This window comes from Longimycelium tulufanense (genome assembly GCF_014645795.1).
In the GTDB taxonomy this organism is placed as follows: Bacteria; Actinomycetota; Actinomycetes; order Mycobacteriales; family Pseudonocardiaceae; genus Longimycelium; species Longimycelium tulufanense.
Genome location: NZ_BMMK01000019.1, coordinates 78,655 through 100,925, shown reverse-complemented (window position 1 = coordinate 100,925; position 22,271 = coordinate 78,655). Strand labels below are relative to the sequence as shown.

Genomic DNA, 22,271 nt, shown 5'->3' with positions numbered 1-22,271 from the left:
GGGAGTACGTCAGCGAGGTACGAGCGGCATCACGAGGTACCGCAACTCGATCCCTCCCGGGCGCGCATCAACCGCCGTGATGATGCTGCCTTGCCGGATGCCCCGCATTCCGAACCGGATCGTGGCCTCGCCGTACGCATTCAACGCCTCGGCGAGGTAAGTCGCCCGGTACGCGCGGGACACGCGCTCACCGCAGATCCCGACTTCGACCCGCTCCTCGGCCTCACCGGTCGACGGATCAGAGCCTCGCACCCACACTTCGCCGTCCCCGACCTCGAGGGTGATCGAGGAGTACGGGCCGGCGTAGGGAGCGACGCGCCGCACGGAAGCGGCCAGCACGTCAGCCCGTACCGTCACGGAACACTCCGCCTCCGCCGAGAAGAACTTGGCCTCGTCCGGGAACGGGCTGGCGAGCACGCCGCTGGTCACCGTCGACTCCAGCCAGGTCAACGCCACGCGCTCGGCGTCGCCTGCCGTGTGGTGCAGGCTGACCCGGCTGGTTCCGCGGACCTGCCGCGCGGTCTCGGCGAGCACGGCGGCCGGCACGAGCACGTCCAGGCCGCCGCGGCGTGGTTCCCACGGCAGCGAGCAGACAGCGAGCCGGTACCGGTCCGTCGCGACCAGCACGAGCCGTTCACCCTCGGAACGCACCCGGATCCCGGTGAAGGCCGGCACCGTCTCGTCGGAGGAAGCCGCGGCCGCCACCGGCGGCACCGCTGCGGCGAGCACCGATCCCGCCACCGTCCCGACCACCTGTGGCGGTTCGTCGACACCGGGATGGAAGTCGATGTCCAGCAACGGCAGGGCGAAACGCCCGCCCGCGGTGCGCACGGCCAGCCGCGCACCCTCCACCGCCAGCCGAACCTCGGGCTCCGCCAGGGCACGAAGCGTCTCGGCGAACGGGCGTCCTGGCACCAGAACCCGGCCCCCGCGGCGTGTGACACCGGGACAACGCGCGTGAAACGACCGCTCGCGGTCGGTGCCCGCGAGCACGAACCCGTCCGACTCGGCGGAAATGAGCAAACCCGACAGAACCGGGTCAACAACGCGTCCCGACAACACCCGCACGGCGTTCCCAGCCGTCTCCGCCAGCTCCGCGGTGGGAACGGTGACGTCCATGTCGCCGACGCTAGGCGGCAACACCGACAGTTCCCGTTCACCCTGCAGTGGTTACCGCGGATCCGCGTGCGGCCGTAACGTCGAGGTGTTCCGCGGGACCGGGCACAACGCAAGGCTCCTGGATGCCGCGGATGCGGTCCGCACGAGCATGGGGAGGCTGCCATGTGCGGAGAGCTGAGCCGGCGAACGATGATCGCGGCCGGGGGAGCGGCACTCGCCGGTGTCTTCCTGCCGAAGGTGGCGTTCGCCGACGCGGACGGTACTCGCACGATCAAGGGACGCTTCGAACCCGGCGCCCCCGACTGGCACTACCTGCCCTTCGACGTGCCCGTCGGCACCCGCGAAATCGAGGTCGTCTACCGCTACGACCGCCCGGAACCACCACCCGGCGTACCCGGTAACGCGCTCGACATCGGCTGCTTCTCGTCAGCAGGAACGGATCTGGGTAACCGCCTTGGTTTCCGCGGCTGGTCCGGGGGGTTCCGCGATCGCTTCACGATCAGCGCGAGTGAGGCCACGCCCGGCTACGTACCCGGTCCCATCGAGCCCGGCATCTGGCACGTGATCCTGGGTCCCTACACCGTGGCGCCGCAGGGAATGAACTACGAAGTGGAGATCACGTTGCGACCCGGGCCGCCCGGGGTGCCCTTCGTGCCGCGCCCGGCGCCGGAACGGGCCCGCGGCCGCGGCCGGGCCTGGTACCGCGGCGACTGCCACCTGCACACCCAGCACTCCGACAGCCACCGCTGGCCGGCCGATACCGCGGCGGCCGCCCGCGCCGCCGGGCTCGACTTCATCGCCTCCACCGAGCACAACACCAGCACCGCCTCGCTCGTCTGGGGAGACCACGCCGGGCCGGACCTGCTCGTGATCGACGGCGAGGAGGTCACCACCCGGTCCGGCCACTGGCTCGCGCTCGGCCTACCACCCGGGTACTGGGTCGACTGGCGTTACCGCGCGACCGAGCCCCAGCACTTCCGGCGCTTCGCCGGGGACGTCCATGCCCTCGGCGGCATGGTCGTGGCCGCGCACCCGTACTGCCCATACGTGGGCTGTCCCTGGGAGTTCGGCTACGACAACGTCGACGGGACCGAAGTCTGGAACGGCCCGTGGACGCTTGATGACGAGAAGGCCGTCCAGACCTGGGATCACCTGCTCCGACAAGGCAACTGGGTGCCCGCCATCGGCAACAGCGACGCCCACAGCGAGCCGCAGGTCGTGGGCCTGCCGCAGACAGCGGTGCTGGCCGACGACCTCAGCACACCGGCGGTGCTCGCCGGGCTCCGTGCAGGCCGCTCCTGGCTGGCGGAGTCGTCCGAGGTTGACCTCTCGCTCCGGGCAACCGCCCGTGGCCGCCGCCCAGCGGGCATCGGCGAGCACCTCCGCTGCGGGCCGGGGCAGCCCGTCGAGGTAGAGCTCGAACTTCGCGGTGTTCCCGGTTGCCAGGCACGTCTTCTCACGCCGGCCGGCGTCACGCACACGGCCGAGGTTCCCCGCTCCGGCGACACCATCATCGGTTGGACGACGAGGGCCAAGGACTCCGCATGGGTGCGGGCCGAGGTCCGCCGGCCCGAGCCCACCGACACGACGCCGGACACGATGGTCGCCCTGACGAATCCGATCTTCCTCCGTGGCTGAGGGGATGGAACGGACGCTTGCGCGCAGCCCCGGTCCGACCGGTGGATTCCCCAGCGGCTCGCCTCGCCTCGAACAGCGGGCTGGCAGCCCACCGCGGAGCACGATCGGACACGTCCTCCTGGGCGGAACGAGAGTGGAGGGTAGGACGCCGAGCCAGCGACGCCGGCTCGTTGGATGCCAGCTCAGGGAAGGACAACCCGGGGAGACCACCTGGCCCGGTGAAAGGAGCCTCCCGTCGGTGCATCGCGTCTCGGGGGCACACCGTAATGGTTGCCGGCGGGAGGCTCCGCTCAGTGCGCCGCCAGGCTCAGTTCCGCACGGCTGGTCTGCTCGGCGGTGGCCCGTTCGGGACGGACCGTGTTCCGCATCAGCCACACCCCGGCCGCCAGGATCAGCCCGACCCCGGCGGCGGCCAGGAACGCCGCGGACGTGCCGTGGGACTCCACGATCACGCCGCTGACCGACTGGCCGGCGGCCAGGCCGAGCGTCACCGCCGTGAGCACCCAGCCGAACGCCTCGGCCGCCATGCTCGGCGGCGCCACCAGCTCGATCGAGATCGAGTGGGTGGTGGACTGCGGCGTGATCAACGCGCCCACCACGACCAGGCCCGCCGTCAGCCCGGCCAGCGACGTCGGGATCGCCGGCAGCAGGAGCAGGATCGAGAACACCCCGAGCAGCACGGGCAGCCGCAGGTGGACGGGCCGGGGCCAGGGCCGCATCCCGTACAGCACGCCGAACGCCACCGAGCTCAGCGACCAGCCGCTCAGCAGCAGGCCGCCGACGATGCTCGGGTAGCCCGCGTCGCGGGCGAATGCCGGCACCGCCACCTCGACGAAGCCGATGATGACCCCGAAGCCCAGCGCGGCCAGCACCACCGTGCGCATTCCGGGGGAGGCCAGCGGGCCGAGCAGACTACCCGCCGGGCCCGTCGCCGGCTCGGGCCGCCATCGCCGGATCGCCGGGGTGAAGGCGAAACCGAGGCCGCCGATGATCAGCAGCGCCGCGGCGACCACCAGGCCCCAACCGGGCCAGCCGAAGCCGACCAGCAACCCGGAGATGCCCGGGCCGAGGATGAAGAACACCTCCATGCTGATCGCCTCGTAGGTGTAGGCGGCCTGCCGGGCGGGGCCGGAGGGCAGCAGCCGCGACCACATCGCCCGCGACGGAGAGCCCACCAGCGGCTCGGTCAGCCCGGCCAGCCAGGCCAGGGCGGCCATCAGCCATACCGGACCGCGTGTCTCGATCACCACCACCTCGGCCGCCACGACCAGCGCGAACACCGCGACGACCGCGGTGAGTACCCGGGTCGGGCCGAGCCGGTCCACCAGGCGGCCCTGCGCCACCGAGCCCATCGCGACGCCGGTCAGCGTGCCGGCGGCGACGAGACCCGCAGCCGCGAACGAGCCGGTGGCCCGCTCGACGTACAGCAGCAGGGAGATTCCCACCATTGCCACGGGAAGCCGGCCGAGCAGGGACGCGAGCACGGGGCCGCGCGCACCGGGCGCGGTCAGCGCGGCGCGGTAGTCGGCAAGCGAGGCAGAGTGGGACATGCGTACCAGACTGGCATAGTCTGGTACGTGCGTACCACTCTCTGTCGGGGTGTCATTCCTCACCCCGGAAGAGGGGTTACGCAGCGTTACTTATGTTGCAAGTGGGTCACAAAAGCGGGATTTTCGGGTGAACCGGCGCAACGAACCCGGAGAAAGCAGCGTCCTGCTGGGTGAAGACGCTTGAGTGGACGGTAGGACGCGTCCATGGTGGCGGTGTCGGGATCCGCCACCGGGGGTACGCCTACCGGGAGGGTTTCTCGTACAACTTCAGCATGGTCTTCCTCCGACGCCAACGGGTCGGGGCCGAGAGCGTCGGAGGCGGGGGAGCGTGGTCGGTCGGGGGACGGACCACGCCATCCACGAGGGACCGGAGCGCCGCGTCGGGGGCGGCGCCCGGTCCCTCGTGTCAGCTCCGGAGAGGTGTGTCCGCAGAGAGCGCGGACCGGTCGCTCACACGGTGTTCTGTGGGGGCCAAGCCCCACACCCCAGCCGGGGCAAGCCCCGGGCCCCCAACCGCCGCTGGTCGCCTTGGCGGGTTCAGTAGTTGCGCGGATCGCCCAACGCAGGCTCACGCTCGGAAGACACCCCCCGCCCGTCCCGGGGGCGGCGCCCCGCGCTGAGCCTACTGATCAGCAAAAACGCAGGTCAAACCGCTATCCACAGGCAGGTCACGCTGTCCACAGGGAACGGTCAACGGCTTGACGGGCGGGTGTTCCTACCTGTCCGCGAACGACGACAGCCCAGGCGTACGCCCCTGACCAGGGGCGTACGCCTGGGCTGTCCCGTCGACCCGCGGGTCGACCTGCTGTCGGTCCGCAGCCGCACTACGCGTCGTGGGCCAGCGCGTCTGCGTGCCCGGTCGCGCCGCCTGCGCCGTCCCGGCTCAGCGGGCCCGACGGGCCAGCCGCTCCGGGTCGAGGATGAGCACGCTCTTGCCCTCCAGCCGGAGCCAGCCGCGGTGCGCGAAGTCGGCGAGCGCCTTGTTCACCGTCTCCCGAGACGCACCCACGAACTGGGCGATCTCCTCCTGCGTCAGGTCGTGGGTGACCCGCAGCAGGCCGGCCTCCTGGCTGCCGAAGCGCTGCGCGAGCTGCAGCAACGCCTTGGCCACCCGGCCGGGGACGTCGGTGAAGATCAGGTCCGCCATCATCGTGTTCGTCCGCCGCAGCCGGCGGGCCAACACGCGCAGCAGCTGCTCCGCGATCTCCGGGCGCTTGTTGATCCACTCGCGCAGCGCGGGGCGATCCATCGAGTAGGCCCGCACCTCGGTGACCGTGGTCGCCGTCGAGGTGCGCGGGCCCGGGTCGAAGATCGAGAGCTCGCCGAACATGTCGGCCGGCCCGAAGATGCCGAGCAGGTTCTCCCGACCGTCCGGCGACTTGCGCCCGACCTTCACCTTCCCGCTCTGGATGATGTAGAGCCGGTCGCCGGGCTCGCCTTCCGCGAAGATCACGTGGCCGCGCGGGAAGTCCACGGGCTCAAGCGACTGCGCGAGCGCTTCCGCGGCCGCCGGCTCCACGCCCTGGAAGATGCCCGCACGGGCCAGGGTCTCGTCCACCTCGTCCCTCCTATGAGACGCGGCGGCCGTCCTGACATGCCGGACCCGCCCGATGCGGAACCGGCCTGGTGCCGCCGATCACTCCGAGCAGTCTAAAGCCCGGTCCGGGGGACCCGCCGGGCGGCACGGCCGGGTGCTAGCTGCGCGAACGAGTCGAGCGCCGAATGCTCCTGCCACCCAGACGGCGTAGCCGGAACAACTCCAGGGCACGACCGATACCGGAGCGGAACAACGCCCGCACCTCGTCCGGCCGGGCGTGGTCCAACAACTCCTCCACCTCGTCCTCCTGCACGGCCACGTGCCGGAGGCGAGACTCGACGCGCTCCATGAAGAGCGCGAACAACATCACCACGAGCGGGACGACGAAGACGAGCCAAGCAGCCATGGTGCGCTCGATCCTTGCGTATCCACTCCCGCCCGTCACCACCGGGGGTCGACTGTCCGCGTGCCACTGATCACAACGCGCCACCGCCACCGGAACCCACGATCGGGCCAACCCGCGCCTGTTCCCCGTACGCTGGTGCCCGTGCCCCCGACGACCAGCCGAGCCGGAAAGCGCAGCACAGGTAGCCGTGCAGCCGGGGAGACACGAGTCGGTCTGGTCCGGCGCGTGCGGCGCATGGTCCGCTCGCTGGCCGAGGGCTACCCCGACGCGCACTGCGAGCTGGACTTCCGCAACCCGCTCGAGCTGGCCGTCGCCGTGATCCTCTCCGCCCAGTGCACGGACAAGCGGGTGAACGAGGTCACCCCCGCCCTGTTCGCGCGCTACCGCACCGCCGCCGACTACGCCGGCGCCGACCGCGCCGAGCTGGAGGAGCTGATCCGGCCGACCGGCTTCTTCCGCAACAAGACCAACGCGATCATGGCGCTGGGCGCGGCCATCGTCGACAAGCACGGCGGCGAGGTGCCGCGCACCCTCGCCGACCTGGTCGCGCTGCCCGGCATCGGCCGCAAGACCGCCAACGTCATCCTGGGTAACGCCTACGACGTCCCCGGCATCACGGTCGACACCCACTTCGGCCGGCTGGTCCGCCGTTGGGGCTGGACCGCCGAGACCGACCCGGTCAAGATCGAGCACGCCGTCGGCGAGCTGGTCCCGCGCAAGGAGTGGACCATGCTCTCCCACCGCGTGATCTTCCACGGCCGCCGCGTCTGCCACTCCCGCAAGCCCGCCTGCGGCGCCTGCTTCCTCGCCCGGGACTGCCCGTCCTTCGGCGTCGGGCCCACCGACCCGGCCGAGGCGGCCAGGCTCGTGCGCGGCCCGGAGACCGCGCACCTGCTGGCCCTGGCCGGCGTGCCCGGCTCGGCCACGACCCGGGGAGCCGCCGGGTGAAGGGACCGTCGGGCGTGATCCTGCGCTGGGGGCTGGTCGTCGCGGTGCTCGTCGTGGCCACCGCGGTCGCGCTGTGGCCGCGCGGCGGGCAGTCGGCCGAGCCGGACCCGAGCCCGCCGCCCCGGGCCACCGACCTGGCACCGCTGCGCGCCAGGGCCGGGCTGCCGCCCTGCCCGAGCGGCAAGCCCGACGCGACCGCACCCGCCGACCTGGCCGGGCTGCACGCCACCTGCCAGTCCGACGGCGCCACCATCGACCTGGGCAAGGCCCTCGCCGGCCACGCCACCCTCGTGAACGTGTGGGCGACCTGGTGCCAGCCGTGCCGGCGGGAGCTGCCCGCCCTCGCCGACTACGCTGCCCGGCCCGGTGCGCTACCGGTGCTGACCGTCCAGGTGGACAGCGCGCCCGGCGACGGACTCGAGCTGCTCGCCCAGCTCGGCGTCGAACTGCCCGCCGTGCACGACCCCGACGGGAAGCTCAAGGAGGCGCTGCGCCCCAAGGCGCTGCCCACCTCGTACGTGGTGACCGAGCGCGGCGAGGTGCGCCAGCTCCCGCTACAGGTCTTCACCGACGCCGACCAGGTACGGCGGGAGGTCGACAAGGCGTTGCGGGAGGGCGAGTAGTCGATGCGAGCCGGACCCCTGGTCGACCCGGAGGACGTGCCGGAGTGGCTGCGTGGCCTGGTGCGGTCCACCGCCGACCTGGAGGCGTCCGCGCTGACCAGGGTGTCCCCGCCGCTCACCGACAGCCCGCGCCGCGCGGCCGTGCTCATGCTCTTCGGCGCCGACGGTGCCGGCCCGGACAGCGGCCCCGACGTGCTGCTGCTGCGCCGCGCCGACGGCCTCAACGCCCACCCGGGCCAGGTCGCCTTCCCCGGCGGTGCGCTCGACCCGACCGACTCCGGGCCGGTCGCCGGCGCGTTGCGCGAGGCCGAGGAGGAGGTCGGCGTGCGCCCGGCCGGGGTGCGGCCGGTGGCCGTGTTCCCCGAGCTCTACGTCCCGCCCTCCGGGTTCCTGGTCACCCCGGTGCTGGCGCACTGGCAGCAGCCCTGCCCGGTCGCCCCGGTCGACCCCGCCGAGACGGCGGCGGTGGCGCGGGTGCCCGTGGGCTACCTGTCCGACCCGGCCAACCGGTTCCGGGTGCGGCACCCCTCCGGCTACGTCGGGCCGGCCTTCGCCGTGCCCGGCATGCTCGTCTGGGGCTTCACCGGCGGCCTGCTGTCCGGCCTGCTTGCTCTCGGGGGTTGGGAACGGGAGTGGGACGCCACCGACGTGCGCGATCTTGACGTAGCGTGGCGGGCCACCCGAGCCCGGGAGGTACGCACGTGAACTGGATCGACCTGGTCGTGGTGCTGCTCGCGCTACTGGCCGCCATCTCCGGCGCGCGGCAGGGTGTGCTCATCGCGCTGCCGGCGTTCGTCGGCGTGCTCGGCGGCGTCGTGCTCGGGCTGTGGCTGGCACCCCAGGTCGTCGAGCACTTCGACAGCCCGATCACCCGGGTCGGTTTCGGCGTCGCCGTGCTCATCCTGCTCATCGCGCTCGGTGAGACGCTCGGCGTCTGGTTGGGCCGGTCCCTGCGCGACCGGATCACCTCGCGCAAGCTCGCCGGTGTCGACAACGCGCTCGGCGCTGTCGTGCAGGGCGTGGTGGTGTTCGTGGTCGCGTGGCTGGTCGCGCTGCCGTTGACCAACGCTCCCGGCCTGCCCGGCCTGGTCTCGGCGCTCAAGCGGTCGGTGGTGCTCGGCACGGTCGACAACGTGATGCCCCCGCAGGCCCGCCAGCTCCCCGACGACCTGCGCAAGCTGCTCGACGTCTCCGGCTTCCCGGCCGCCCTCGCCCCGTTCTCCGACACCCCGCTCACCGAGGTGCAGCCGCCCGACAGCCACCTGCAGGGCAACGCGGTGGTGCAGCGGGTGCGGCCCAGTGTGCTCAAGGTGCGCGGCAAGGCACCGTCCTGCTCGCGGGCCCTGGAGGGCACCGGTTTCGTCATCTCCCCGGAGCGGGTGATGACCAACGCCCACGTGGTGGCCGGCACCAGCCAGGTCGCGGTGGAGGTCGGCAACGGCACGCTGCCGGCCAAGGTCGTGCTCTACGACCCGGCCAAGGACGTCGCCATCCTGGCCGTGCCCAACCTGACGGCCCGCCCGCTGCCCTGGGCGCCGGGCGAGGCCGCTTCCGGCCAGGACGCGATCGTGCTCGGCTACCCGCTGGATGGCCCCTACCGGGCCACCCCGGCCCGTGTCCGCGATCGGATCACCCTCAAGGGCCCGGACATCTACGAGGCCCGTACCGTCCAGCGCGACGTGTACACCGTGCGGGCGGACGTCCGCAGCGGTAACTCCGGCGGCCCGCTGGTCGACCCGCAGGGGCGGGTGCTCGGGGTGGTCTTCGGCGCGGCCGTGGACAGCCAGGAGACCGGGTTCGTGCTGACCGGCAAGGAGGTCGCCCAGGAGGTGGCGGCCGCTCCCGGCCTGGGCACACAGGTGTCGACCAGCTCGTGCGCGGCCTAGCCGCGGGACGAGCTACCTGGACCGGGATCGGCTGTCAAGCCCGTTCTCGTCCTCTGTGGACAGCCGTGTCGACCTGTGGATCAGCATTTTGACCTGCGAAAACGACCCGATAGGCTGGACGCGGGGCGCCACCCCGGGTCGGGCGGGGGCTGTCTTCTGGCAAGGACACGCACGCGCGGCTAACCGCGGCCGGCGCCGAGGAACCCGGCCAGAATCCGGGTGGTGGTGTGCGGCGCCTCCTGGTGCGGGAAGTGGCCGACCTCGGCGAGCACCTCGTAACGCGACCGCGGACCCGTCCAGATCGCCGACTCCCGTACCGTGGACTCCACCATCACCGGGTCCAGGGCCCCGTGCAGCCGCAGCACCGGCACCGGCAGCCGCCGATCGACCATCGCGGCGAAGCGCCGACCATCGCCACGAAGCTGCGAGCGCATGGCCCAGCGGAAGTACTCCAGCGAGCAGTGCACGACACCGGGCACCAGCATGGCCTCCCGGTTGCGCCGCACCACCTCGTCGAACTCCGGCGCCACCGTCCACTTGGGACCGGCCCAGGAGCGCATGATGCGCTCCACCGCCGCGGCGCTGTTCTTCGTCAACCGCCGCTCCGGCATCAGGGGAAGCTGCGCGGCGAACACCGGGCGGAACGCCTTGCCCTGGCTGCGCGGATGGCGCCACACCGCCCGCCGCAACGCCAACGGATGTGGCGCGTTCAACACCGCGACGCTTTCCACGACACGGGAATGCATCGCGCCGACCGTCCACGCGAGCAACCCGCCCCAACCATGACCGACCAGCGAAGCCCGGCGTTCCCCGAGCGCACGGACCAAACCTGCGACGTCACCGGCCAGCGTCCATCCGTCGTAGCCCCGCGGCGGCTTGTCCGAGTCGCCGTAACCACGCAGATCCACCGCGACCGCACGGAAACCCGCGTCGGCCAGGCCGATGAGCTGGTGTCGCCACGTCCACCAGAACTCCGGGAAGCTGTGCAGCAACAACACCAGCGGCCCGTCGCCCGCCTCGGCCACGTGCAGCCGGATCCCGTTCGCGGACACGTCCCGGTGCGTCCACGGCCCGCTGATCCGAACCGTGGCCGGGTCCGGCGGCATCCGCACGGCGGAACGCCCCCGGCTCAGCTGCTCGAACTGCGCGGCGACAGCTCGGCCCGCTCGTCCGAGCCACCACGGTGGGTCAATGTCGCCGCCGTCTCGCGCACCGTGCTCACCGTCCGCTCCGGCGCCCGGATCGTGCGCACCTTGCGGTAGCCGAGGAAACCGAGCCCACCGGCCACCACCAGCATCAGTAGGAACACGATGGCGAACGACGCCGAGCGGTACAGGCCCAGATCGGCCAGGAACTCGGCGAGCGCGAAGAACAGGAAGAACGAGGCGAACGCCAGCACCGTCAGCGCCAGGATGAAGTAGACGCTGCCGCGCAGCCCCTTCTTCACCTCAGCGGTGATCTCCGTCTTGGCCAGCTCCACCTCGGAGCGGACCAGGGTGGACAGGTGGGTGGTGGCATCCCGGACCAACCCGCCGATGGACTGCTCGCTGGGCGGGATGCTCGAGGCGTCCTCCGACAGCGGAATCGACGGGACGGGGGGCAACCCGCTCCCCGCCCGGCTGCCGTTCTGGGGGTGCTGGGCGCTGGTCACGTCCGTCATCGTGCCATGCGTGTCGATTGCCGGCGGGGGGAACCGCCGGGGCAGTACAGCTAGCCCTCGTTGTTGTTCACCCGATGCACGCGGCTGCGCCGGATCAACATGGCCGCGGCCAGCAGCGAGGCCAGCGCGGAGGCCAACAGCACGGCGGCCTTCGCCCGCTCGGCGGCGGCGTCGGCCAGCGACAGCTCGGCAATGAGCAGGCTCACGGTGAAGCCGACACCGCCGAGCATGGCCACCGCGGCCATGTCCCGCCAGGCCATGTCGTCCGGCTTGCTGGCGAGCTTGAGCTTCACCGCGACCAACGACGTGCCGAAGATGCCGATCAGCTTGCCCAGCACCAGGCCCACCATGACGGCGATCGCCACCCGGTCCACGGCGATCTCCCGCAACGCCTCCCCGTTCACCGGCACCCCGGCGGCGAAGAAGGCGAACACCGGCACCGCGAACCCGGCCGACCAGGGCTGCAACCGGTGCTCGAGGCGCACCGCGGGCGCCTCCTTCTCGTACGGGTCCCGACGAACGCGGGTCAACAGGCCGAGCGCGACCCCGGCGATCGTCGCGTGGACACCGGACAACTCCACCGCGACCCACGTTCCCAGCGCCAGCGGCACGTAGAGGAACGGCGTCGTGATGCGACGCTTCTGGAGATAGGCATAAAGGACACAGAGCGCGATCGCGGCGACGAACGGGATCGGACTGAACCCGGCCGGGAACACGATCGCGATGATCAGGATCGCGCCGAGGTCGTCGACGACCGCGAGGCTGAGCAGGAAGATGCGGGCGCTGCTCGGCATTCCCGAGCCCGTGATGGCCAACACACCGAGCGCGAAGGCGATGTCGGTGGCCACCGGGATCGCCCACGCCGTGGTCGCGCCGGGCGCACCCCAGCTCACGGCGAGTGCGAGTGCGGCCGGGATCACCATGCCGCCCGCGGCGCCGGCCACGGGTAGCAACGCCGAGCGGAAGTTGGACAGCTCGCCGACCACCAGCTCGCGCTTGAGCTCCAGGCCCGCCACGAAGAAGAAGATCGCGAGCAGGCCGTTCTTCGCCCACTCCGCCAGGCTGAGGTCCAGGTGCAGGGCCGCGGGGCCGACGTGGAAGTCCCGGATGGTCGTGTAGAGGTCGCTCAGCGGCGAGTTCGCCCAGACCAGCGCAACCGCCGTGGCCGCGAGAAGGACCATGCCGCCCACGGTCTCGGTGCGCAGGAATCGAGCGAACTCGTTCATGGCGTGCGTGGGACGGCTACGTGTCACGTTGATGGCTCCACGGTCGCTGGGCATGCGGCAACGATCGCCGACCAGCCTTCCCGGCACACCCTGACGGAATCCTAACGCCACCGTCGGGTGATCATTATCGGACGATTGATCGACTTCATCACGTCATGTGATCACGGGACCGGGATTACGGTACTTGACGTGGTCACCAACCGCGGGAAGCTCGCCCTGGTCGGGCTCGTCGCCGGCGCGCTGTCCGGCCTTTTCGGCATCGGCGGCGGCCTGGTCATCGTGCCGGCGCTCGTCGCCTGGTGCGGCCGCGACCAGCGGCAGGCGGTGGCCACGTCGTTCCTCGCCCTCGGCCCGCTCGCCCTCGTCGGCGTGATCGGCTACGCCGCACACGGCGAGGTCGACCTGCGGCCGGCGGTACCTCTGATCGCCGGGTCGGTGATCGGCGCCTGGATCGGTGCGGCCCTGCTGCACCGGGTGCCCCTGGCCGTGTTGCGCTGGGTGTTCGCCGTGACCGCGCTGGTCACGGCGGCCAAGCTCGCCCTCGACCCGGGGGAGGTCCTCGGCCCGGCGACGTTCGAGTGGTGGCGGCTGGTGTTGCTGCTCCCGACGGGTGTGATCGTCGGGATGATCGGCGCGCTGACCGGCATCGGCGGCGGTGCACTGATGATTCCCGCGATGCAGCTCGGGTTCCACATCCCCGCGACGCTGGCCAAGGGCACGTCCCTGCTGGTGATCCTGCCCACCTCGGTACTGGGCGGATGGCGGAACCTTCGCAACGGCAACGGATCCCTACCCGACGCGCTGTGGATCGGCGCTGGTGGCGTGCTTGCCGCCGCGGCGAGCAGCCAGGTCGCGGTCTTCATGAACCCGGTGCTGTCGGACGTCCTCTTCGGGTGTTTCCTGGTGGTTGTGGCGTTTCGCACGGTATGGGGAGATGTGAGGACGTTGATCCGTCGCCGGAGCCTGGTGAAACAGGGGCCGCCCCAGCCGTGACACAGCCGGGACGGCCCCTCGCTGGCACCTTCGGTTGGTGTTGGTCCTCAGGCTTCTGTCGGCTCCAGGGCGTCCAACTCCCGGTTGCGGGCCTCCACTTTCGCCACGAGATCAGGCCACGCTTGGAGTAGCCGCTCGAACGCCTCCCGACTCAGCGCGAGCGTGAGGTCATCCCCGCCCGAGAAGTTCAGCTCGACCGTGCCGTCCCGGCCCACGAAGTGGTCGATCGTGCCTCCCTCGAAGATCGACACATGCGTCGACGCCTCCACCGTGCTGGTTCCGAACACGGATGACCTCCTGATCTCGTGTGGTGACTAGTTGCGGACAATGAGTCACTTGCCAGACCTGGCATGTGTCGTACATGTGGCAATGTATGGCTAAGGTGTGGCATTAGTCACTTCCCGGAACGGGTGATCAAGGAGTACGAACATGGCTCACGGGCGGCCGACCGTTGAGCGGCGTCAGCTTGGTCTTGTGCTGCGTCGACTGCGTGATGAACGTCGTGTTACCCAGCAGCAAGCCGCGGATGCGATCGGCCGGACGCCAGGCCGCATCAGCCACATCGAGGCCGGACGCGGATCCCTCAGCCCCGAAGAGCTGAGCACCTTGCTCGGTCTGTACGAGGTTGCCGACTCCGAACGGGAGACCCTCCTGATGCTCGGGGCGGTCTCGCGGAAGCGTCGGAGGGTAGGGCGTGCGTATGCGGATCAGTTGCCGGAGAGCTATCGGCGCCTAGCCGACTTCCAGGCTGACGCCACCTCCATCAGCTTCTACGAGAACGGCCTTATCCCCGGTCTCATCCAGTCAACGAGCTACCTCGAGGCGGTCATCAGGGGCGGTGAGGGGATCTGGTGGGAGCGGTCGTCCGCGGAAACCCAGCGCCGGATCTCGTTCCGACTGGAGCAGCAGCGTCGGGTTCTGCAGGCCCTTCCGCGCAAGCAGTTGCACTTCGTCTTCACCGAGGACGCGCTCCACAACGTCTTCGGAAGCCCGATGGTCATGCAGGGCCAGATGATCCACCTGATCCAACTTATGGAGAACAACGAAGGTCTGATCTTGCAGATTGTCCCAACAGGCAGCCTGGACAACCCTGCGCTGAGTGGCGGGTTTCTCCTCCTGGACTTCGAGGCAGCGCCTTCCATCGGCTTCGCGTCCGTACTAGCAGGACCTGCCATCTACTTCGACCAGACGGAAGATGTCGAGCCCATGAAGCGGGTATTCCATCGAGTTACGGAGCTGGCGCTCAGCCCGGCTGACAGCAAGTCCTTGCTGGTCAAGATTCTGGAGGAGGGGCCACGTTGAAGCGAGACAACGGGTGGTTCAAGAGCAGCCGTAGTGGCGCGGCGAACAACATGTGCGTTGAGGTGCGTTGGGTGAAGAGCAGCCGGAGCGCTGGCGCGAGCAACGCCTGTGTCGATGTCGCGTTAGGCGGGGACCGGGTGGGTGTTCGGGACTCGAAGAACCCGGCCGGCCCGGTCCTGTCCTTCGACCGCCGGACCTGGGCCGGGTTCCTCCATCACCTCAAGGAGAACTAGTCGCGTGGCGTCGCGTCGAGCAGTTCCCGGACGTGTCGCACGAGCTGTTGGCCGCTGACCGGCGCGATGGTCACCCAGCCGTTGCGGCGGAGCTGGAGGTGCCGGCTCTCCGGGGTGTTGTGGAAGCCCACGACCCACGGTCCTCGCCGGTTCCCGACGACCACCGAGAACTGGCCCCGGAACCCCACGCCGGACAGCATGTGTGCCAGGGCGCGGGCGTCGTCCGGGCGTTCGCCTTCCCGAATCAGGTTCTCCGCCAGGGACCGCGCGTCCGCGCTCACCTCGGCCGCCGCGTCCAGCGTGGCCGCCCGGACGCTGGCCGATGTCGATCGGCCGACCGGGGCATCCCCGGCTAGGGCCACGACCTCGCCGAGCACCAGGTGGTCGGGCAGCGCGGACAGCGTGACCGTCTCTTCGTCGATCACCGCGAGCACGCCGCGTCGCCCGGCCACGGCGCCGCGAGCCCGGATCATTCGGTCCGCGATCAGCCGTGCGTCGACCGCCCAGGAGCAGTCGGCCAGCAGCTCCATCCGCTCCACCAGATCCGGGTGGAACCAGTGCCCGTCGGCCAGGCCGCGGTAGCGGAGCCCGTCCAGGACACTCTCGACGATCTGCTGCCGCTCCTCGTGAGTGCGACCCGGGCTGGGCACCTCCAGCACGTACGGCGGCTCACCGAGGTGAAGCCGCTCCCAACAGACCTCGAACTCCACAGTGGACAGCGCGATCGGGGCCCACTGGCTCGCGGGTGTGCTCATCGCGGCGGCGGCTGCTCGCCGAGGACCGGGGGAGCGACCAGGGGGATGTCATCCAAGAAATGCTCGTCGGTGTGCTTCGCGTACTTGTCGGTGTGTTCGCCGTCCTCGTCGCCCTTGCCACCGCGACCGGCAACCGCGGGCTGCATGAGCGAACCGGCACCTGGCCGCCCCGCGCCGGCCGGTCCACCCCGGCCTGCCGCGACGGCCTCGCCGGGCACACCCGTGCCGGACATCCCGCCGCGCCCCAGCGCATTACCGGCTCCCGGACCACCGGGACCGCTGGGACTGCCGGGACCGTAACCGCCGCCCGAGATGCCACCCGGAACGCCGCCGCGGGCACCACCACCCGGCATCCCGGTGGTGGTGCCGCCGCGACCGGTCCCGGTACCCCTACCGAAGCGCTCCCCGAACCCGTGCGGTGTGTTCGGTGGCCGGACGCCGGGACCCCGTCCGCTACCGGGCGGACCAACTGGCGGAGCGCCGACCGGCGGGACGCCGATGAGGCCGGGTGGCTGGTGACCAGGTGGCGGAACGGGACCCGGGGCGGGCGTCGGGGTGGGAACGGGATTCGGCGTGACCGGTGGCGGCGCCACCCTCTGCGGGTCGACGGTTTGTGAACCCCGGGAGTCCACCGAAAAGTCGTGGCCCGACGGGGGAGGGACCACGATGCCGCGCTGGTGTGGCTCGATGTGACCACCCGGCTGGATGTTGGTGTTCGCCGTCGGGTCGACCGAACCGCGTCCCCAGTCATTGACCGATCCCGGGGGCGGCGGAGACGTGTCCCGCGGCGCGCTCTCGACGGTGATCTTCGGTGGCTCCGGCACCGGCTCGATCGCCTGCACGTTGGATCGGGATGCCGACTCGTGCTGTTGCAGCAGTTCGTTGACCTTCTGGTCCAGCGCCCGCTTCTCGGCTGCCTTGTCGTCGAAGCTGGTCTGCACGTCGAGACCGAAGCCGATCTTTCCGCCGAGCGACATGCCTTTCTTGAACTTGTCCCAGCCGTCGATCGCCGGGATCTCCGACTCGTTGGGCATGCTGTTCTTGGTGTGCGTGGCGGTGTCGCCCTGCGCCGACACCTGGGTCCCGGCCGTCTGGCTCACGTGCCCGGAGTCCCCGGACCACAACGCCGCCCGCTGCATCGCCGCACCGGCAGAGGAAGCGGCGGAACCCTCCCATTCGGCGCCGAGGTCTCTCAGTACCGACTTCAGGCGTTCCTCGGACTCGATCAGGTCGTTGCCGAGACCGTTGACGGCACGTGCCGTCTCGCCCAGAACGGTTGGGCCAGCCCCCTGCTGCGCCCAACCGATCTTCTCCTTCAGATCGAAACCCTGGTAGCGGTAGTAACCCACGTCCAGGTACACGTCATCCCCCTCGAAACCCTCAGCCTTGCTTCATCAGGTTCTGCATCGCCAGCTCGGCGAACTCGTTGGACTTCTCGCACAACTGCTCGTGGGTAAACGCACCCTTTGTTACGCCGGTGAACTGAATGTCCAGGCTCTCGCCGTCAGCGATGTCCACGACGGTGTTGCATGAGCGGTCGCTTTCTCCGAGCTGGGTGGTGACCGCACCGAATCCGGCGACCGTCACGTGCTTGACCTCGACCGCCCGGGTGCCCTTAAGCCACTCGTCGGCGCCTTCTTGGGGAACCGGGACGGCCAGGTAGCTGAAGGAGGGCTTGCTCCTGCTTCGGAGGTAGCTGCACCCGTAGTTGCCGTGCTTATCGGTACCCTCAGTGTTCATACTGGGCTCGCGGTCCAGACCGAGTCTTTGCTGTTGCTCCTTAGTCAGGAGCTTGCATGGGTCAATGCTCTTCGCAGAGAAGGATTTCGGTCTTTTCGGCAACGACTGATCTGCAGTGGTGGACGCCGTGCCCTGGTCCGACGTGGGGTCGTTAGCTGAGGGATTTCCCGGTGTGCTGCACGCGGCGGCGACAAGAACGGCGCTCGACGTCACGAGAAAAATTGGAAGGAGTCGTCTACGCACGCGGGTCTCCCTGGGCTGAGAGGGCGCTCGCGATGTCCTCGTCGGTGTAGCCGTAGCTCTTGGCTGCCTCCGTGAGTTGCTGCGCGGTGCTCTGCAACTCATCGACGTACTGAAGCGCGCGCTCGATGTAGGACTCGTCGCCGTTCGCCAGCTTGAGTTTCAGCACTTGGGCGACGTCCGTGCTGGCGGGGTCACCGAGCGCGGGCTCGAACCGCATCTCTGATCGGCGAAGGTCGATCTGCTTCAGCATCCGGTCGGCTTCAGCCTGGAAGGCTGCCGCCGCCTGGAGGACGTTCTCCTTGTTGACCCGGACCGTGGAGCTGGTGGGAGCGGGTGGCGGGTAGCCGCCGCCGTCGCGCATCACTGCTGGCATCCGTGTTGTCTCCCCCTGTCAGGACCAAGACGTGAGAGTCGCTCGCGACTGACGGTATAACAGAGGGTCACCAACGGTGTTCGGTTCCCAGGAGATTCGATACCCAACCGGAACGGACTATCGGCCGGCGGGCAGGACCGTGAGCGACCGTGTGGAATACCCGAACGAACCTGACGACCAGTCGATCGTGCTGTCCTCGGCCCGTGTCACCGTCGGCCGCCTACTTGCGGCTCGATTCCGCCAGCCGGCGATTTCCGCGGCCTTTCCGTCAGAGTGGCGGAACCAGCCCTTTGAGTTTGCCCGTGTTGTCGCAGTCCGGGCAGTCCTGGAAGACCGTGGCGGTGCGCCCCACCCCACCGATCACGGCGTGGCGCTGGATCAGCATCTGGCCCTCGCCACCGCACCGGTGGCACACAGTCCGTGGAGTGGTGCCCACCTGATGCCCCCCTGGCTGGCGCTCGCGCTGTCCCATGACAGGACCTTACGCTTCCTTTCCTCCTTCCGCAGGCTACGCGGGCAAACCAGTCAATGTGGAGCCCCGTCGCGACTTGTCCTTATTGGACGGTCCAATGCGTAGCCCGGGTACTGGGCCGCCACATCCGTCAGGCAGGAACGGGGATTTCGCGTGGTAGGTCGCGCTCGGCCCACTCCGCCATCGCCGCGAGTACCCGTTCCAGGCGCGCACCTGCCGGCGTCAGCTCGTACTCGACTCGCGGTGGCACCTCGGGATAGGAGGTGCGCGTCACCAGCCTGGTCTCTTCGAGTCGCTTCAGCCGCGCGGACAGCGTCTTGGGGCTGATCCCCGGCAGCCCGGCGCGCAGTTCGGTGAAGCGCTTCGGCCCGGACAGCAGTTCGCGGACGATCAACGTCGCCCACGGGCCCTCGAGCACGGCCAGGAACCGCGCGACGTGGCATTCCGGCAGAACGTGACGGTCTTCACTCATGGCCCCTCCGACAGTTCACTTGAGGAAACTGATTCCCTTTGGGAACTATAGCACCATGACCTTCCTCGTACACGGAGCTAGCGGCGCCCAGGGCGCCCCCGTCGTCCGAGCGTTGCTCGCCCGCGGCCAGCAGGTCCGCGCACTCGGCCGCGGCGGCGCCGAACCACGGGACGGCGTGCAGCCGGTTCAGGCGGATCTCGGCGATGTCGAGGCGCTCACCGCGGCCTACCGCGGTGTCCAGGGCGTCTTCGTCCACCTACCCATCACCGGCGATCCGGATGCGCGGACACGGTGGACCCACGCGATCGGTGCCGCCGCTCGTGCCACGCGGCCAGCCAGGATCGTGGTGTCCACGAGCGGAGGAATGCTCAACGACCCAGCCTCCCCGTTCGGTGTCGAGAAGATCGCCGCATTGCGCGAACTGACTGCGGATCTTCGTGCGGCCGGGCTCACCGTCACCGTGCTCGCACCCCGACTGTTCCTGGAGAACCTCCTGCTGCCCCCGGTGTTGCAGTGCATCGCTACCGAAGGGGTCCTCCCCTATCCGCTTCCTGTCGAACGTTCCGTGGCGTGGAGCAGCCATCTCGACGTCGCTGACGTTGCCACCGCCGTGCTCACCGGTGAGCCTGCACCGGAAAGCCTCAACATCGGGCAGGTGCCCGGCCTCACCGGGAACGACCTCGCCGCGGCGTTCGCGAACCACTTCGGCCGCCCGGTCACCTATCGCTACATCGAGCCGGCCGAGTTCGCCGCGTCAATCGCACCATTGCTCGGTCCGGCCGCGGCCGCCGGGACTGGCGCCCTCTACGAGTCCCTGGCGCTCTATCCCGGCCTCACCTTCCCGGCGGCCACGGGTCCCACGCGGCCCCTGGGCATCGCACCCCGCTCCCTCGCGGCCTGGCTCACCGAACTCCAGGTGCAACTTCCCGGCTAGCCGAACCCGACTTCCGGCCGGTGCCCAAGATCCTGGACCGCACACGAACAGGCCGAAGGCGCGGTGCCGATCTCTTGCGCCACCGCGCCCTCGTCAGCTGGCGTGCTCAGTCCTCGTTGGATGTTCCCTTCTGCAGACCCGAGCTGATCAGCTCCATCACCGAGGAGTCCTGCAGCGTTGTCACGTCACCCAGCGACCGGTTCTCCGCGACATCGCGCAGCAGCCGGCGCATGATCTTGCCGGACCGTGTCTTCGGCAGTTCCGGTACCACCATGATCTGGCGTGGCTTGGCGATCGGCCCGATCTCCCGCGCCACGTGGTCCCGCAGGTCCTTCGCCACGCTGTCGCCCCCACCGGCATCACCGCGCAGGATCACGAACGCCACGATCCCCTGCCCCGTCGTGGGATCGCTCGCACCGACCACGGCCGCCTCCGCGACGGACGGGTGGGACACCAACGCCGACTCCACCTCGGTCGTCGAGATCCGGTGTCCGGACACGTTCATCACGTCGTCCACCCGGCCGAGCAACCAGATCGCGCCGTCCGCGTCGTACTTCGCGCCGTCACCGGCGAAGTAGTAGCCCTGCTCGCCGAACCGCGACCAGTAGGTGTCGCGGTAGCGCTGCTCGTCTCCCCAGATACCGCGCAACATCGACGGCCACGGCTGGTCGAGCACCAGGTAGCCGCCGCCACCCTTGCCCACGTCGGCGCCGCTGTCGTCGACCACCTTCGCGCCGATGCCCGGCAGCGGCGCCATGGCCGACCCCGGCTTCGTCGCGGTGACACCGGGCAGCGGCGAGATCATGATCGCGCCGGTCTCGGTCTGCCACCACGTGTCGACGATCGGGCACTGGTTCGCGCCGATGTGCTCGCGGTACCACATCCACGCCTCGGGGTTGATCGGCTCACCGACGCTTCCCAGCACCCGCAACGAAGACAGGTCGTACTTCGCCGGAATGTCAGTGCCCCACTTCATGAAAGTGCGGATCAGGGTGGGCGCGGTGTAGTAGATGGAGACCTTGTACTTCTGCACGATCTCCCAGTGCCGGCCCTCGTGCGGCGTGTTCGGCGTGCCCTCGTACACCACCTGCGTCGCCCTGTTCGCCAACGGTCCGTAGACGATGTAGGAGTGGCCGGTGACCCAGCCGATGTCGGCGGTGCACCAGTAGACGTCGCTGTCCGGCTTGAGGTCGAAGACGTTGTAGTGCGTGTAGGCGGCCTGCGTGAGGTAGCCGCCCGAGGTGTGCAGGATCCCCTTCGGCTTTCCGGTCGTTCCCGAGGTGTAGAGGATGAACAGCGGGTGCTCGCTGTCGAACGCCTCCGGCGTGTGCTCCTCGGACTGCTCGTCGACCAGGTCGTGCCACCACAGGTCACGCCCGTCGCTCCAGTCGACGTCCGTGCCGGTCCGCCGCACCACGAGCACGTGCTCGATGCTCGGCGTGTGCCGCACCGCCTCGTCCACCGCGGTCTTCAGCGCCACGGCCTTGCCGCGCCGGTACTGGCCGTCCGTGGTGATGACGAGCCGTGCCGCGGCGTCCTCGATCCGCGAGCGCAACGCCTCCGACGAGAAACCGCCGAAGACCACGCTGTGGGTCAGTCCGAGCCGGGCGCAGGCGAGCATCGAAACGATCGCCTCGGGCACCATCGGCATGTAGATGGCGACCCGGTCGCCGGCGCGCAGCCCGAGTGCGGCCAGGGCGTTGGCCGCCTTGCTGACCTCCCGCTTGAGGTCGGCGTAGGTGATGGTGCGAGTGTCGCCCGGCTCGCCCTCCCAGTGGATCGCGACCTGGTCCCCGTGCCCGCTCTCCACGTGCCGGTCGACGCAGTTGTAGGCCACGTTCAGCCGCCCGTCGACGAACCAGCGGGCGAACGGCGCCTTCGTCCAGTCCAGGACCTGGCTCCACCGGGTCTCCCAGTGCAGCCGCTCGGCCTGCTTCGCCCAGAACGCCTCCCGGTCGGCGGCCGCCTCCGCATAGAGCGCCGCGGTGGCGTTGGCCTGCGCGGCGAACTCCTCGGTGGGGGCGAACGCGCGCTCCTCCACCAGGAGGTTGTCCAAGGTCGCGCCCTCTCCCGACGCACCGCTGCCTGGGGTCATCGCGGCAGACCTCCCTGCCTTTCGTCTCCACGGGTGTGACCTGGCCCAAACTAGTGCGCCGCGACC

Annotated in this window: 23 protein-coding genes; 9 read left to right on the top strand and 14 right to left on the bottom strand. The window is 70.0% G+C overall.

The window, feature by feature from the left end; genetic code table 11:
• Window positions 1-9: 9 nt before the first annotated feature.
• On the bottom strand, window positions 10-1,119 hold the full coding sequence (gene dnaN / locus IEY55_RS19550; RefSeq protein WP_189059921.1) for a DNA polymerase III subunit beta: 1,110 nt from the start codon (window positions 1,117-1,119) through the stop codon (window positions 10-12).
• A gap of 162 nt (window positions 1,120-1,281) precedes the next feature.
• On the opposite strand from dnaN, the gene IEY55_RS19545 reads away from it, so the two are divergent.
• The gene (locus IEY55_RS19545; protein WP_189059919.1) at window positions 1,282-2,757 is read left to right on the top strand and encodes a CehA/McbA family metallohydrolase; all 1,476 of its coding nucleotides are present in this window, start codon (window positions 1,282-1,284) and stop codon (window positions 2,755-2,757) included.
• Between the two features lie 290 nt (window positions 2,758-3,047).
• Here the strand turns inward: IEY55_RS19545 and IEY55_RS19540 are convergent, their stop codons facing one another.
• From IEY55_RS19540 to IEY55_RS19530, 3 genes are all read right to left on the bottom strand, one after another.
• Window positions 3,048-4,307: an MFS transporter gene (locus IEY55_RS19540; RefSeq protein WP_189059917.1), complete on the bottom strand. Its 1,260-nt coding sequence runs from the start codon at window positions 4,305-4,307 to the stop codon at window positions 3,048-3,050.
• 883 nt (window positions 4,308-5,190) lie between these two features.
• Window positions 5,191-5,865, bottom strand: coding sequence for a Crp/Fnr family transcriptional regulator (locus IEY55_RS19535; RefSeq protein ID WP_189059915.1), 675 nt, complete (start codon window positions 5,863-5,865; stop codon window positions 5,191-5,193).
• A 136-nt stretch (window positions 5,866-6,001) separates the two neighbouring features.
• Window positions 6,002-6,250 (bottom strand): hypothetical protein, encoded by a 249-nt coding sequence (locus tag IEY55_RS19530; RefSeq protein WP_189059913.1) that lies wholly within the window; start codon window positions 6,248-6,250, stop codon window positions 6,002-6,004.
• A 234-nt stretch (window positions 6,251-6,484) separates the two neighbouring features.
• On the opposite strand from IEY55_RS19530, the gene nth reads away from it, so the two are divergent.
• Genes nth through IEY55_RS19510 form a run of 4 tightly spaced genes read left to right on the top strand, consistent with a single transcriptional unit; the run spans window position 6,485 to window position 9,707 of the window.
• Entirely contained in the window at window positions 6,485-7,198 is a 714-nt protein-coding gene (nth, locus tag IEY55_RS19525) for an endonuclease III (RefSeq protein ID WP_189059963.1), read from the top strand.
• Window positions 7,195-7,821, top strand: coding sequence for a TlpA family protein disulfide reductase (locus IEY55_RS19520; protein WP_229686549.1), 627 nt, complete (start codon window positions 7,195-7,197; stop codon window positions 7,819-7,821). Before nth ends, IEY55_RS19520 begins: the two co-directional genes overlap by 4 nt.
• 3 nt (window positions 7,822-7,824) lie before the next feature.
• Window positions 7,825-8,526, top strand: a complete 702-nt coding sequence (locus IEY55_RS19515) for an NUDIX hydrolase (RefSeq protein ID WP_189059912.1) — start codon at window positions 7,825-7,827, stop codon at window positions 8,524-8,526.
• Window positions 8,523-9,707 (top strand): MarP family serine protease, encoded by a 1,185-nt coding sequence (locus IEY55_RS19510; RefSeq protein ID WP_189059910.1) that lies wholly within the window; start codon window positions 8,523-8,525, stop codon window positions 9,705-9,707. Before IEY55_RS19515 ends, IEY55_RS19510 begins: the two co-directional genes overlap by 4 nt.
• 179 nt (window positions 9,708-9,886) lie before the next feature.
• Here the strand turns inward: IEY55_RS19510 and IEY55_RS19505 are convergent, their stop codons facing one another.
• Genes IEY55_RS19505 through nhaA form a run of 3 tightly spaced genes read right to left on the bottom strand, consistent with a single transcriptional unit; the run spans window position 9,887 to window position 12,647 of the window.
• Complete coding sequence (locus tag IEY55_RS19505; protein ID WP_189059962.1) at window positions 9,887-10,813, bottom strand: alpha/beta fold hydrolase; 927 nt, start codon at window positions 10,811-10,813, stop codon at window positions 9,887-9,889.
• Window positions 10,814-10,836: 23 nt separating this feature from the next.
• Window positions 10,837-11,367 carry a phage holin family protein gene (locus IEY55_RS19500; RefSeq protein ID WP_189059908.1) on the bottom strand — a complete coding sequence of 177 codons (531 nt, stop codon included), beginning with the start codon at window positions 11,365-11,367 and terminating at the stop codon, window positions 10,837-10,839.
• 50 nt (window positions 11,368-11,417) lie between these two features.
• Window positions 11,418-12,647, bottom strand: a complete 1,230-nt coding sequence (gene nhaA, locus IEY55_RS19495; protein WP_229686548.1) for a Na+/H+ antiporter NhaA — start codon at window positions 12,645-12,647, stop codon at window positions 11,418-11,420.
• Between the two features lie 135 nt (window positions 12,648-12,782).
• Between nhaA and IEY55_RS19490 the strand changes: the two genes are divergently transcribed.
• The gene (locus IEY55_RS19490; protein WP_189059906.1) at window positions 12,783-13,586 is read left to right on the top strand and encodes a sulfite exporter TauE/SafE family protein; all 804 of its coding nucleotides are present in this window, start codon (window positions 12,783-12,785) and stop codon (window positions 13,584-13,586) included.
• Window positions 13,587-13,633: 47 nt separating this feature from the next.
• Here IEY55_RS19490 and IEY55_RS19485 read toward each other — a convergent pair whose 3' ends face one another.
• Window positions 13,634-13,873: a hypothetical protein gene (locus IEY55_RS19485; RefSeq protein WP_189059904.1), complete on the bottom strand. Its 240-nt coding sequence runs from the start codon at window positions 13,871-13,873 to the stop codon at window positions 13,634-13,636.
• Between the two features lie 142 nt (window positions 13,874-14,015).
• On the opposite strand from IEY55_RS19485, the gene IEY55_RS19480 reads away from it, so the two are divergent.
• Together IEY55_RS19480 and IEY55_RS19475 are read left to right on the top strand one after the other, a co-directional pair.
• Window positions 14,016-14,888: a helix-turn-helix domain-containing protein gene (locus IEY55_RS19480; RefSeq protein ID WP_189059902.1), complete on the top strand. Its 873-nt coding sequence runs from the start codon at window positions 14,016-14,018 to the stop codon at window positions 14,886-14,888.
• On the top strand, window positions 14,885-15,121 hold the full coding sequence (locus IEY55_RS19475; RefSeq protein WP_189059901.1) for a DUF397 domain-containing protein: 237 nt from the start codon (window positions 14,885-14,887) through the stop codon (window positions 15,119-15,121). The genes IEY55_RS19480 and IEY55_RS19475 overlap by 4 nt, the downstream gene beginning before the upstream one ends.
• On the opposite strand, the gene IEY55_RS19470 is transcribed toward IEY55_RS19475, so the two are convergent.
• The 5 genes from IEY55_RS19470 to IEY55_RS19450 all read right to left on the bottom strand — a co-directional run bounded on the left by IEY55_RS19470 (window position 15,118) and on the right by IEY55_RS19450 (window position 19,176).
• Window positions 15,118-15,876: an ESX secretion-associated protein EspG gene (locus IEY55_RS19470; protein WP_189059899.1), complete on the bottom strand. Its 759-nt coding sequence runs from the start codon at window positions 15,874-15,876 to the stop codon at window positions 15,118-15,120. The two genes, IEY55_RS19475 and IEY55_RS19470, sit on opposite strands and share 4 nt — an antisense overlap.
• Window positions 15,873-17,237, bottom strand: a complete 1,365-nt coding sequence (locus IEY55_RS19465; protein ID WP_189059897.1) for a PPE domain-containing protein — start codon at window positions 17,235-17,237, stop codon at window positions 15,873-15,875. The genes IEY55_RS19470 and IEY55_RS19465 overlap by 4 nt, the downstream gene beginning before the upstream one ends.
• A 19-nt stretch (window positions 17,238-17,256) precedes the next feature.
• Window positions 17,257-17,859, bottom strand: a complete 603-nt coding sequence (locus tag IEY55_RS19460; RefSeq protein ID WP_189059895.1) for a DUF3558 domain-containing protein — start codon at window positions 17,857-17,859, stop codon at window positions 17,257-17,259.
• A complete protein-coding gene (locus IEY55_RS19455) occupies window positions 17,852-18,232 on the bottom strand; it encodes a hypothetical protein (RefSeq protein ID WP_189059893.1) in 381 nt (126 codons plus the stop codon). The genes IEY55_RS19460 and IEY55_RS19455 overlap by 8 nt, the downstream gene beginning before the upstream one ends.
• Window positions 18,233-18,834: 602 nt before the next feature.
• Window positions 18,835-19,176: a winged helix-turn-helix transcriptional regulator gene (locus IEY55_RS19450; protein ID WP_189059891.1), complete on the bottom strand. Its 342-nt coding sequence runs from the start codon at window positions 19,174-19,176 to the stop codon at window positions 18,835-18,837.
• A 55-nt stretch (window positions 19,177-19,231) separates the two neighbouring features.
• Here IEY55_RS19450 and IEY55_RS19445 point away from each other — a divergent pair, with 55 nt between their 5' ends.
• On the top strand, window positions 19,232-20,110 hold the full coding sequence (locus IEY55_RS19445) for an NmrA family NAD(P)-binding protein (RefSeq protein WP_189059889.1): 879 nt from the start codon (window positions 19,232-19,234) through the stop codon (window positions 20,108-20,110).
• Window positions 20,111-20,216: 106 nt separating this feature from the next.
• Here IEY55_RS19445 and acs read toward each other — a convergent pair whose 3' ends face one another.
• Window positions 20,217-22,205: an acetate--CoA ligase gene (acs, locus tag IEY55_RS19440; protein ID WP_189059887.1), complete on the bottom strand. Its 1,989-nt coding sequence runs from the start codon at window positions 22,203-22,205 to the stop codon at window positions 20,217-20,219.
• Window positions 22,206-22,271: the final 66 nt, after the last annotated feature.

Coding starts and splice junctions, on each gene's coding strand:
- IEY55_RS19455 (WP_189059893.1), bottom strand. CDS start 18,232: ATGCCAGCAGTGATGCGCGACGGCGGCGGCTACCCGCCACCCGCTCCC.
- nhaA (WP_229686548.1), bottom strand. CDS start 12,647: ATGCCCAGCGACCGTGGAGCCATCAACGTGACACGTAGCCGTCCCACG.
- IEY55_RS19480 (WP_189059902.1), top strand. CDS start 14,016: ATGGCTCACGGGCGGCCGACCGTTGAGCGGCGTCAGCTTGGTCTTGTG.
- IEY55_RS19505 (WP_189059962.1), bottom strand. CDS start 10,813: ATGCCGCCGGACCCGGCCACGGTTCGGATCAGCGGGCCGTGGACGCAC.
- IEY55_RS19445 (WP_189059889.1), top strand. CDS start 19,232: ATGACCTTCCTCGTACACGGAGCTAGCGGCGCCCAGGGCGCCCCCGTC.
- IEY55_RS19545 (WP_189059919.1), top strand. CDS start 1,282: ATGTGCGGAGAGCTGAGCCGGCGAACGATGATCGCGGCCGGGGGAGCG.
- IEY55_RS19470 (WP_189059899.1), bottom strand. CDS start 15,876: ATGAGCACACCCGCGAGCCAGTGGGCCCCGATCGCGCTGTCCACTGTG.
- IEY55_RS19530 (WP_189059913.1), bottom strand. CDS start 6,250: ATGGCTGCTTGGCTCGTCTTCGTCGTCCCGCTCGTGGTGATGTTGTTC.
- IEY55_RS19540 (WP_189059917.1), bottom strand. CDS start 4,307: ATGTCCCACTCTGCCTCGCTTGCCGACTACCGCGCCGCGCTGACCGCG.
- acs (WP_189059887.1), bottom strand. CDS start 22,205: ATGACCCCAGGCAGCGGTGCGTCGGGAGAGGGCGCGACCTTGGACAAC.
- dnaN (WP_189059921.1), bottom strand. CDS start 1,119: ATGGACGTCACCGTTCCCACCGCGGAGCTGGCGGAGACGGCTGGGAAC.
- IEY55_RS19500 (WP_189059908.1), bottom strand. CDS start 11,367: ATGACGGACGTGACCAGCGCCCAGCACCCCCAGAACGGCAGCCGGGCG.
- IEY55_RS19515 (WP_189059912.1), top strand. CDS start 7,825: ATGCGAGCCGGACCCCTGGTCGACCCGGAGGACGTGCCGGAGTGGCTG.
- IEY55_RS19450 (WP_189059891.1), bottom strand. CDS start 19,176: ATGAGTGAAGACCGTCACGTTCTGCCGGAATGCCACGTCGCGCGGTTC.
- nth (WP_189059963.1), top strand. CDS start 6,485: ATGGTCCGCTCGCTGGCCGAGGGCTACCCCGACGCGCACTGCGAGCTG.